The following is a 9,894-nucleotide window of genomic DNA, read 5'->3' as shown; positions in this document are numbered from 1 at the left end:
AGCAGGGTCTTCACCAGCACGCGGAAGATGTTGGACTGCTCCTTCATGCTCTCGCGGCGGGTCTCGTCGTTCATGTTGGCGGCCATCTCGGCGATGACGCGGTCGGGATCGAGGCCGAACTCCTCATAGAGGTCGCGCTGCTGGGTGGGGGCCACCAGGTTGAACAGCAGGGTCTGGAAGCAGTGGGCCGCCCAGGTCTCGATGATCTCGTGCTCGGCTTCGCTCAGGTGCGGGATGGTGCGGTCGGCCCAGATCTTGCCGAACTTGTGGTGGAAGGCCTCGTCGGTCATCACCAGCTGCATCAGCTTCTTGCCGAGTGGGTCGTTGATATTGTTGAAGAAGGTGGCGAAGGCGCCCATGGCCAGGCCCTCCACCAGCATCTGCATGCCGATGATCTTCTTGTAGACCTCCGGGCTGCCGATGATGTCGATCAGCAGGGCCTTCAGCGTGGGGCCGGCTTCCACCGGGCGGCCCCAGCGGGCCTTGATGTACTTGGCGAAGGCCGTGACGTGGCGGGCTTCCTCGCGGGTCTGGTTGGCGGCGTATTCCTGCGCCCCCTGGTCCAGCAGCACGTGGCACAGGCTGGCCGACAGGTTCAGCGCCCCCTGCTCGCCGTGCAGGATCGAGGAGAAGGAGCGCAGGGCCGACTGGTTGGCGAACCGCACGCGGGTCTTCCAGTCGCTGAGATGGTTGGAGACATAGTCGGTGTTCAGCGAGATGATCATGCCCTCCGGCAGGAGCATCTCGTTCTCCATGTCGAAGGGCTCGTCGAAGTCGATGTACTTCTTGTCGAGCGGATCCCAGAAATGGTCGTGGGTGGCCGAGATGATCTTGTCGAAGGCCGTCGAGCGATTGCCGTAGCGGTCGAGGTCCAGCATGGCCTCGAAGTCGTCGGGCGACACGGCCTCGTAGATGATGTCCTTGGTGATGTTGCCGTCGGCGGCCATGGGTCGTCTCCTGGACTGGGGGCATGGGCGCGCACGCTGGCGCGCCAGGGTTTCCTCTTGGCCGCGAACCTCTCAGCCAAACCTTTCCGAGTCAATAAAGATGACGGGAGCGTCATTTTCGAGATGGTCTCCTTCTCCCCTTGCGGGAGAAGGTGTCGCGCGAAGGCGCGACGGATGAGGGGTCGAAAGCCCTTTCCGGCAAACCCACGCCGTCATCCCGACCGCAGCGAAGCGGAGAGCCGGGACCCAGGGGCCGCATCCAATCACCTGGGTCCCGGGTCTCCCCTGCGGGTCGCCCGGGATGACGGGAGTTATTTTCTGAGAGGGGTGCGCGACCCCTCATCCGACCAGTCTCCGACCGGCCACCTTCTCCCGCAAGGGGAGAAGGAGAGTGGGACGACTAGCCCGTCCAACCCTCGCCGACGCCGTCGATGTTGTCGCCTGCGAGGCCGCCGGTCAGGCGGGCCGGGCGCTGGGGAGCGGGACGACCTGGTGTTCGAACACCGCGGCGCGCTCGACGGCGTCGCGGAACACCTCGATGGCGATCGGCTTGTGCACCAGGTCGTCGAAGCCCAACCGCAGATAGTCGTCCCGGTTGCGGGTCACCGTGTCGGCGGTGAGCGCGATCACCGAGACGCAGCGGTTCAGTCCGGGCGTCCGCCGCAGCTTGTCCACCGCCTCCAGGCCGCCCATGCCGGGCATGTGGATGTCCATCAGCACCAGGTCGAAGGCCTGTCGCGCCAGCTCGTCCAGGCCCTCGGGTCCGCTGGCCGCCGAGACCGCCTCATGCCCGAACGCCGTCAGGATCTCCCGTACGACGTACCGGTTGGTCGGATCGTCGTCCACGTGCAGGATCACCAGCGGTCGACTCCGGGACGGGATCGACGCCTCTGCCTCCAGCGGCGCCGAAGTTGGCTCTGACACAATCACGCTCCTCGGGTCCGCCCACGAGACCCCTGTCCCGCTGCAACCCACGGGCGCAACAGACGACGGGAGGCCTTAAGACTCTCGATAGTCTCCGGGGTCGCGGGGTCGGCGGCCTCGCGACCGATTGCCGCGCTCGCGCCGGGCGCGCCGCGTCAGTCGGCGGCCTCGATGCCGTCGATGTCGTCGTCGGAAAGCCCGAAGTGGTGGCCGATCTCGTGGACCAGGACGTGGGTGACCAGTTCGGCCAGCGTCACGTCGCCGCGGTCGACCCACTCATCCAGGATCGGCCGGCGGTAGAGGAAGACCATCGAGGGCTGCGGGGCGGGGTCGAAGGTGGAGCGGCGGCCGATGTCGACCCCCTGGTAGAGGCCGGTCAGTTCGAAGGCGTCCTCGATCCCCAGTTCATCGAGCACATCGGCGCTGGCGAAATCGTCGACGCGGAAGATCACGTCGCCGGTCATGGCCCGGAACCCGTCGGGCAGGGCGGCGAAGGCGGCCTCCGCCAGGGCGGCCAGGTCGTCGAGGGAGGGGGCGAGGCTACTCATCGGGCATGATGATATGGGGCGCCTCGGGGGGGCGTGTCTCGAAGAGGCCGATATCCAGCGGCTGCTGCGGCCTGACCGCCCGCATGGGCTGGCGGGCGAGCGCGTTCAAGGCCTGGTAGTCCAAGGGTTCGCGGGCCTGCTTGCGGGCCTGGCGCGCTTGGCGCCCTTCGGCCCGCGGGACCGCCGAGGCCAACCGCCAGTAGCTCACCTGCAACCGCCAGGCGGTCCTGGGCGGAGCCTTGGGGGCGGGCCAGCGGCGGCCGCCCTCCAGGGTCGGCTGGGCCGGGACCGGCGGGCGGCCCTCGATCACCTCCGCCAGCCGGCAATAGCGGTCCTCGGGAACCAGGGTCAGGACGTGGCCCGGCCGCTCGTCCTCGATCTTGCCGGCATGGGCGTCCAGCGCCGCCTCGCGGCTGGCATAGGGCGGCCCCACCGGCTCGGTGACGAAGACCACCGCCTCGCGCGCCGCGCCCGCGGCCTCGCGTTCGCGCGCGCAGCGGGCGATGGGCGCCTTCAGGGCGGCCTCCGCATCGGCGGCCACCGGATAGAGGATCGCGGTCATGGCTGGATTATCGCCGAAGACCGTCTGAGCGCCTATGTTCGATCCTGATGATTCGACAGGCAAAAGCACCGGCGCCGCAGGTGAGGCGATGAGCGAGCTGGACCTGATCCTGGCCGCCGCCGCCGGCGCCGTGCTGCTCGCCATCTGCGCGACCCTCTGGGCGCTGGCCCAACGCCGCCAGTCCGACCGCAGGATCGACGCCCTGCGCGCCACCATCGCCACCCTGCAGGCCGCCGCCGAGGCCGCCCAGGCCTCGGCCGAGGCCTTCGATTCCGCCCTGCTGGCGGTGGAGGACGGCCACGCCCTGCTGGCCTCGGGCGAGGAGAGCCTGGCGGCCTGCATCGCCGCGCTCGGCCTCTCCGACACCGATCCGCAGGGGGTGGTCGCCGCCCTGATGCGGGCCGACCCCGACCATGCGCGCCGCCTGCGGGCCCTGTTCGAGCGCGGCGAGGCCTGCGCCTTCGAGGTCCAGGGGCCGGGCGGCATGGTGTCCGTCGAGGGCCGGGCCGCCGGGGCCCTGGCCTGGCTGCGGCTCTCGGCCGTGGTCGGCGAGGATGCGGGCCTGCCCACCGCCCCGCGCTTCGCCGCCTTCCTGGACGTCCGCCAGACGCCGGCCTGGATCGCCGCGGCCGACGGCAGCCCGGTCTGGGTCAACGCCGCCTGGCTGGCCGCCGTCGACGCCGCCAGCCTGGATGAGGCCGCCAAGCGCGGCGTCAGCTTCGACAAGGCCGCCGACGCCCTGGCCGCCGAGGCCGCCAACCTGGGCCAGAAGCGCGAGACCATGCGCTGGTCCAGCTTCGCGGGCCGCAGGCGAGCCTACCAGGTTGTGGCCCAGCCTCTTGAGGGCGGCGGGGTCGGGGTCTGGACCGAGGACGTCACCGAGACCGAGGAGATGCGCGAGGCGCTCAAGCGCCACGTCGAGGCCCACGACGAGACGCTGAACCACATCGCCGACGCGGTCGCCATCTTCTCCAAGACCAAGCGGCTGATCTTCCACAACACCGCCTTCGCCGAGCTCTGGGGCCTGGAGCCGGCCTGGCTGGCCGAGCGCCCGACCCATTCGGAGATCCTCGACCGCCTGCGCCAGCGCCGGCGGCTGCCGGAAACCGCCGACTACACCAAGTGGAAGGCCGCCGAGCTGGACCGCTACGAGGCCCTGGACGCGTCCCCCGACGACATGTGGTCCATCCCCGACGGCCGCACCCTGAAGGTCGGCCGCCAGGTCCATCCCCTGGGGGGCATCGTCCTGCTGTTCTCCGACATCACCGGCGAGCTGCGCCTGAAGGCCCAGTACAACGCGCTGATCCAGGTGCAGCAGGCCACCCTGGACAAGCTCAACGACGCCGTGGCGGTGTTCGGCGCCGACGGCCGCCTGCGCCTGCACAACGAGGCCTTCGAGCGCTTCTGGAACATCACCCCCCAGCAGCTGGACCAGGCCCACGACTTCGAGGGCGTGGTCGAGCTCTGCGTGCCCCGCCTGCACGACATGGGCTTCTGGCGCGAGCTGAAGGGCCGGGTGGCCGACACCGACCCCGCCGCCCGCGCCCCGATCTCCGGCGAGGTGAAGACCTCCGACAGCCGCATCGTGGTCTATCAGTCGCGCCCCCTGCCCGACGGCGCGACCCTGATCGCCTTTGGCGACGTCACCGACGCCCGCAAGCTGGAGAGCGCTCTGGCCGACCGTTCCGCGGCGCTCGCCGAGACCGAGCGGCTAAAGCGCGACTTCGTGGGCAATGTCTCCTATGAGCTGCGCACCCCGCTCACCACCATCATCGGCTATTCCGAGCTGCTGGAGCGCTCGGGCGAGAACCTCTCCGAACGCGGCCGCGGCCACGCCGCCGCCGTCCGCTCCGCCGCCACCCAGCTCGCCCGCTCCATCGACGACGTCCTCGACATGGCGCAGATCGACGCCGACGAGATGGCGCTGGACCTGGAGGACGTCCACGTCGCCAAGCTGCTGAACGACGCCGCCGCGCGGCGCGCCGACGAGGCCGCCGCCGCCCAGGTCGTGGTCAAGGTGGAGTATCCCGACGACATCGGCGTCATCCGCGGCGACATCAAGCGCCTGGCCCAGACCCTCGACCACCTCTGCGAGAACGCCATCCGCCAGACCCCGCCGGAGGGGACCGTCACCATCTCCGCCCGCCGGGCGCTGGGCGAGATCCAGCTGCAGGTCACCGACACCGGGCGCGGCATCCCCTTCCACGTCCAGGCCCACATCTTCGACCGCTTCATCGGCCGCGAGCGCGGCGGCCCGGGCCTCGGCCTGGCCCTGGTGAAGTCCCTCGTCGAGCTGCACGGCGGCTGGGTGGCCCTGGAGAGCGAGCCCGGCGCCGGCGCCACCTTCACCTGCCACCTCCCCGAACAGGCCCAGGGCGCCGCCGGCCATCCCGAGCTTGGGTTCTAAGATCGTCCTGCTAGTCTGGCCTGAAGTCAGACAAACACACTGCAGGGGACGAGACATGATCAGGACCAGGATTACCGAGATGTTCGGCGTCGAGACGCCGATCGTCATGGGCGGCATGACCGGCGTCGGGTACGCCCGCCTGGTGGCCGCCGTCGCCAACGCCGGGGCCCTGGGCTTCATCACCGCCCACCATTCCAACAACAAGCAGGAGCTGCTCGAGGAGATCGAGCTGTGCCGCAGCCTGACGGACAAGCCGTTCGGGGTGAACCTCACCCTGCTGCCCTCGCTGAATAAGATTCCCTACGACGAGTACCGCGAGGCCATCATCGAGAGCGGGATCAAGATCGTCGAGACCGCCGGCCGCAACCCCACCGACCACCTGCCCGCCTTCAAGGAGGCCGGGGTGAAGGTGATCCACAAGTGCACCTCGGTCCGCCACGCCGTGACCGCCGTGCGCCACGGCGTGGATATCGTCTCCATCGACGGCTTCGAGTGCGCCGGTCACCCGGGCGAGGACGACGTCGGCCTGATCGTGCTGCTGCCGGCCACGGTGGACGCCCTGGGCGACGTGCCGGTGATCGCCTCGGGCGGCATGGCCGACGGCCGCAGCCTGGCCGCGGCCCTGATGCTGGGCGCCGAGGGCGTCAACATGGGCACCCGCTTCATGGCCACCCAGGAGTGCGCCATCCATGAGAACGTGAAGAAGAAGATCGTCGAGAACACCGAGCGCGACACCCTGCTGACCAACCGCACCCTGCGCAACACCAGCCGCGTGGCCCGCAACGCGGTGTCGGAAGAGGTCGTGGCGATCCAGCAGGACTCCACCAAGACCATCGAGGACGTGCGCCACCTAGTGGCCGGCGTTCGTGGACGGACGAATGTGATGGGCGCGGGCGACACCGACGGCGGCATCTGGACCGTCGGCCAAAGCCAGGGCCTGATCCACGACATCCCCACCTGCAAGGACATGGTGGCCAACATCATGCGCCAGGCCGAACAGGTCCTCACCAGGAACGCCCAGCGGGTGGTGGCGAGCGCCTAGTCCGCCCACCACCCACAATTCGTCATCCCCGGGCTTGTCCCGGGGACCCATGATCTCCGCCTCGCCACAGGCCGCACGGCGCCCGCCACATCGTCTTGCTGCACCACGGAGATCATGGGTGGCCGGGACAAGCCCGGCCATGACGATCAAGGGGGAGAGCGCGCTCTAAATCCCGCTCATCCCGACCTTCGCCGGGATGAGCGGATGGGGGTGACGCCCTGCCCGAACCCTACCGCCATAGCCCAATGCCCCGCATCGCCGCTGCCCAGACGCCTGAGTTCCGCGAGGACGTGGACGCGGCCCTCACCTATGCCCTGGGCGTCATCGCCGACGCGACCGCCCAGGGCGCCGACCTGCTGGTCTTCCCGGAAGCCTATCTGCAAGGCTACCTCACCGACGAAACCTCAGCCCGCCGCCACGCTCTGAACCTCGCCTCCCCAGAGTTCGACACCCTCCTCGCCCGCCTGCCGAAGCTCGGTCCCACCCTCGTCCTCGGCCTCATCGAAGCTGACGCCGGCGCCCTCTTCAACACCGCCGCCGTCATCGCCCACGGCCGCCTCCTGGGCCGCTACCGCAAGACCCACCTGCTGGGCCGCGAACAGCTCTTCACCCCCGGAACCGACAGCCCCGTCTTCGAGACCGCCGGCGTGAAGTTCGGCGTCAACATCTGCTACGACACCAACTTCCCGCAAGCCGCCGCCAAGGTCGCCGACGCCGGCGCCACCCTGCTGGTCTGCCCCGCCAACAACATGATGGCCCGCCCCACCGCCGAGCACTGGCGCCACCGCCACAACCCCGCCCGCGGCGAACGCTGCCGCGAGACCGGCCTCTGGCTGATCTCCGCCGACGTCACCGGCGAGCGCGACGGGCGGGTCGCCTGGGGCCCCACGGCGGTGCTGAACCCCGACGGCGAGGTCGTCGCCCAACTGCCGCTGGAGCGGCCGGGGTTGCTGGTGTTCGAGATGCCTGTTTGAACGTCGACTAGCTGAGCGAACTGGCGAAAGCGTTTTTGAGTCTCGCCTTCCAGCCCTCTCGGTCCACCACCATCCCCTCGGCCGCAAGAACAACGGTCGCGAACGCCTCCGCATCGATGTCCGTCATATCGATGATCCGTTGTGCGTCGTCCGGTCCAAGGCAAAAGCCCCACTCCAGGCAAATCTTCTCGAGGAGCAGATCCAGCTTCGCCGACACCGTGGCGTCACGCTCAACCATCCGACGACCGATCGCTCGACCGGTCGAAGGCGGCGCGCGTCTCTGCCCGCCGCGTCTTGACGTCTTCAGGCATCGCCTTCGGGTCGTTTGGCGGACTGCCGGCCGCAATTTCGAACATGACGTTTCTGAGCGCGGCGATGGGAGCGAAGGCCAAGGTGAAGATGAGACTGTTGATCGGATTTCCGTCAACACAGGCCCAAATTGCCAGGCACCCGGCAGGCGTCCAGGTCAGATCTGACAGCCAATCCCGCAGGCGGCTCACGGGGAGGCGGCGGACGCGTGGCCAGGCGAACGCGCCAAGAACAGCCGCGACAACCACCTCAGCCCACGAGACCATCAAGCCCATGGCTCAACTAGACCTCAGTGCTGCGTCCTTGGCCAGCGCATCCACCCGCGCCACCTCGTCCAGCCCGCGCGCCCAGGCCCCCTCCGCCCGCGCCCAGGCCACCATCTTGGCGAAGTCCGGATTGCGGGCCTGCCAATTCATCAGGGTGGTGTAGCCGGGCATCCTCGCCTCCCGGGCCACGTCGCGCAGGCAGGCGCCCGCCGTCATCCGGGTCAGGACATGGTCGAACACGGCTGCGGTGAGGCGGCGCGGATTGTGGCGGCGGTGATGCCGGCCGCTCAGCTTGGCCACGCGCAAGGCCTTGTCAAAGTCCGGCCGCATCCGCCGCCACCTCGCCAGGACGGGCCTGCTCGGCAGACTCGGGTCCGCCTCGACATCCGCCACGAACTCGCCGAACGCCACCCGCCGGATGATCTCGTCGGCCACCTTCTCGTCATAGCGCGCCCACTTGCGCGGCCTTGTCTTGCGGGCGACCCGGGAGGCGACCTCGAGCGCGGCGGCGAAGTCAGGCCGCTCAGACTTCCAGCGCTTCAAACGCCTTCGGGTCGGAAACTCCGGCCGCCGCAGGACTTCCCGTATAGCCGCCCCCCGCCGCACCTCCATCAGGAAGGCCTCCGCCCGCTCGGGATCGTACACCGGCCCCGCCGTGGCGCTGACCTTCAGGCCGTAGCGCCACTCGCGGGCGTACTTCATCCGCTGGGCGAAGGCCGGGTCCGCCAGGGTCCAGCGATAGATCGTCTGCCGGCTGGGCCACCCCGGCCGCTTTTCCAGCTGCTCCAGCCGCCAGCCCTTCTCCACCGCCTCGCAGATGCGGACCATCATCTCGGCGCGGGGATAGGCGGGGACCATGGACGGAGGATAACCCAGATCGCCGAAGAGAACAAAAAAAGAACAATATTTCTAACCCTCTGAGACACGCTGGCCAATCGAAACAAAAACCCTACCGTGGGAAGCCTCGGCGTGGGGGCCATGCACATGATCAGAACCGGTCTGCGAAGGGCCGCCGCCCTGATGCTCACCCTGCTGGGCGCGATGATGCTGCACGCCGTCGTTGACGGCACGCCGGTCATCGGCTCGCCACAGATCGACTATCCGGGCCTGAACATCGACTGGCCGTTCTGGCCGCAGTTCGCCGTGCTGTGGGTGACCTTTGGCCTGGGCGGTGGTCTGCTCGCGGCCCTGGGTCCTGCGGCCTGGTTCGGCAAGCCCCCGCAAGTGGGCGACCCCCGTCACCTGGCAAGGCTCTGGGCCATCTGGTTCGTCGTGGTCGCCGGCGCGAGCTTCGCCAGCTTCCTGGCCTATGGGACCATGGGGCCGCTCGGCGTTCCCCAACCCATTCTGCGGTTCGCGGTCGTCAACGGCGCGGTCAGCGCGACGGTGATTGCGGCTCTGCACGAACTTGTCGGCCGCTGGCTTCGCCGCATGGCGCCGGGCCGCCCCGCGTGGCGCGACGCCATCGAAATCCTGGTCACCGCGATGGCGGCCTATGCCTGTATCGTCCTGGTGATCGTGGTGGCGGGACGTTTGCCCCTGCGCCAATCGCTGGCCATCTACCTGCCCGCGGCCGCCTACCTCACGTCGGCGGTCACCCTGCTGGCGGTGCTGACCCGTCCTAGCGCCGATCGCCAGGCTCTGGCCTAGCCGAAGCGCCCCACCCCTACGGCCAAGTTTCTTTTCGCAACGGCGGACCCTTTCGCCCACGGCCGCGTTTGTTGATTACGGGGGCCATGTTCAGACCCCTTCCGATTACGCGTTCCAGAGGGCCTTTCATGACCGCGACGACGATCCCCGCCGACAAGGACTTCATGAGCGAACTCACCGCCCTCATCCCCCACATGCGGGCCTTCGCGCACTCCCTGTGCCGCAACGCCGTCGAGGCCGACGACCTGGCCCAGGACGCCCTGCT

At 69.1% G+C, this 9,894-nt stretch carries 11 protein-coding genes; 4 read left to right on the top strand and 7 right to left on the bottom strand.

What is annotated here, in order from left to right; all coding sequences use genetic code 11:
- The 4 genes from Q7T09_RS04350 to Q7T09_RS04335 form a co-directional block, all read right to left on the bottom strand.
- A partial coding sequence (locus Q7T09_RS04350; RefSeq protein WP_304697932.1) for a ferritin-like domain-containing protein occupies nt 1-947 on the bottom strand: 947 nt, incomplete at its 3' end.
- 456 nt (nt 948-1,403) lie between these two features.
- Entirely contained in the window at nt 1,404-1,805 is a 402-nt protein-coding gene (locus Q7T09_RS04345) for a response regulator (protein WP_304697931.1), read from the bottom strand.
- A gap of 221 nt (nt 1,806-2,026) precedes the next feature.
- The gene (locus Q7T09_RS04340; protein ID WP_304697929.1) at nt 2,027-2,419 is read right to left on the bottom strand and encodes a metallopeptidase family protein; all 393 of its coding nucleotides are present in this window, start codon (nt 2,417-2,419) and stop codon (nt 2,027-2,029) included.
- Nucleotides 2,412-2,981, bottom strand: coding sequence for a hypothetical protein (locus Q7T09_RS04335; RefSeq protein WP_304697928.1), 570 nt, complete (start codon nt 2,979-2,981; stop codon nt 2,412-2,414). Before Q7T09_RS04335 ends, Q7T09_RS04340 begins: the two co-directional genes overlap by 8 nt.
- Nucleotides 2,982-3,069: 88 nt before the next feature.
- Here Q7T09_RS04335 and Q7T09_RS04330 point away from each other — a divergent pair, with 88 nt between their 5' ends.
- The 3 genes from Q7T09_RS04330 (at nt 3,070) to Q7T09_RS04320 (ending at nt 7,404) form a co-directional block, all read left to right on the top strand.
- Nucleotides 3,070-5,388, top strand: coding sequence for a PAS-domain containing protein (locus Q7T09_RS04330; protein ID WP_304697926.1), 2,319 nt, complete (start codon nt 3,070-3,072; stop codon nt 5,386-5,388).
- Between the two features lie 55 nt (nt 5,389-5,443).
- Nucleotides 5,444-6,430 carry a nitronate monooxygenase family protein gene (locus tag Q7T09_RS04325; protein WP_304697924.1) on the top strand — a complete coding sequence of 329 codons (987 nt, stop codon included), beginning with the start codon at nt 5,444-5,446 and terminating at the stop codon, nt 6,428-6,430.
- A 245-nt stretch (nt 6,431-6,675) separates the two neighbouring features.
- The gene (locus Q7T09_RS04320; protein WP_304697923.1) at nt 6,676-7,404 is read left to right on the top strand and encodes a carbon-nitrogen hydrolase family protein; all 729 of its coding nucleotides are present in this window, start codon (nt 6,676-6,678) and stop codon (nt 7,402-7,404) included.
- A 7-nt stretch (nt 7,405-7,411) separates the two neighbouring features.
- Here the strand turns inward: Q7T09_RS04320 and Q7T09_RS04315 are convergent, their stop codons facing one another.
- From Q7T09_RS04315 to Q7T09_RS04305, 3 genes are read right to left on the bottom strand one after another with little or no spacing between them, the layout of a single operon-like run.
- Nucleotides 7,412-7,642, bottom strand: coding sequence for a hypothetical protein (locus Q7T09_RS04315; protein ID WP_304697921.1), 231 nt, complete (start codon nt 7,640-7,642; stop codon nt 7,412-7,414).
- On the bottom strand, nt 7,635-7,988 hold the full coding sequence (locus tag Q7T09_RS04310; RefSeq protein WP_304697919.1) for a hypothetical protein: 354 nt from the start codon (nt 7,986-7,988) through the stop codon (nt 7,635-7,637). The genes Q7T09_RS04315 and Q7T09_RS04310 overlap by 8 nt, the downstream gene beginning before the upstream one ends.
- Nucleotides 7,989-7,991: 3 nt before the next feature.
- Entirely contained in the window at nt 7,992-8,837 is an 846-nt protein-coding gene (locus tag Q7T09_RS04305) for a hypothetical protein (protein WP_304697918.1), read from the bottom strand.
- 126 nt (nt 8,838-8,963) lie between these two features.
- On the opposite strand from Q7T09_RS04305, the gene Q7T09_RS04300 reads away from it, so the two are divergent.
- Complete coding sequence (locus tag Q7T09_RS04300) at nt 8,964-9,629, top strand: hypothetical protein (RefSeq protein WP_304697916.1); 666 nt, start codon at nt 8,964-8,966, stop codon at nt 9,627-9,629.
- The last annotated feature ends 265 nt before the right edge of the window (nt 9,630-9,894 follow it).

It is taken from the genome of Phenylobacterium sp., from assembly GCF_030645195.1.
GTDB lineage: Bacteria > Pseudomonadota > Alphaproteobacteria > Caulobacterales > Caulobacteraceae > Phenylobacterium.
This window is presented reverse-complemented; position numbering and strand designations above follow the sequence as displayed.